Source organism: Streptomyces sp. NRRL S-118 (assembly GCF_000716335.1).
In the GTDB taxonomy this organism is placed as follows: domain Bacteria; phylum Actinomycetota; class Actinomycetes; order Streptomycetales; family Streptomycetaceae; genus Streptomyces.
Genome location: NZ_KL591059.1, coordinates 1,734 through 2,183 on the forward strand (window position 1 = coordinate 1,734; position 450 = coordinate 2,183).

The window sequence follows — 450 nt, forward strand, 5'->3', positions numbered from 1 at the left end:
CACGATGGTCGACCAGCTCTCGGCGTTCGCCGACGAGGTCACCCGGGTCGCCCGCGAGGTGGGCAGCGAGGGCCGGCTGGGAGGCCAGGCCGAGGTGCCGGGCGTCGGCGGCGTCTGGCGGGACCTGACCGACTCCGTGAACTTCATGGCGGGCAACCTCACCGACCAGGTCCGCAACATCGCGCAGGTGACGACCGCAGTGGCCCAGGGTGACCTGTCGCAGAAGATCACCGTCAACGCCCGTGGAGAGATCCTCGAGCTCAAGAACACCATCAACACGATGGTGGACCAGCTCTCCTCGTTCGCCGACGAGGTCACGCGCATGGCGCGGGAGGTGGGCACCGAGGGCATCCTCGGCGGCCAGGCCGACGTCAAGGGCGTCTCCGGCACCTGGCGGGACCTGACCGACTCCGTGAACTTCATGGCGGGCAACCTCACGGCGCAGGTGCG

1 protein-coding gene is annotated in these 450 nt (G+C 69.3%); it reads left to right on the forward strand.

Features of this window, described 5'->3' with window-relative positions:
• Positions 1–450: HAMP domain-containing protein (locus IH00_RS0136550; protein ID WP_158828218.1), on the forward strand; the 450-nt coding region annotated here is incomplete at both ends.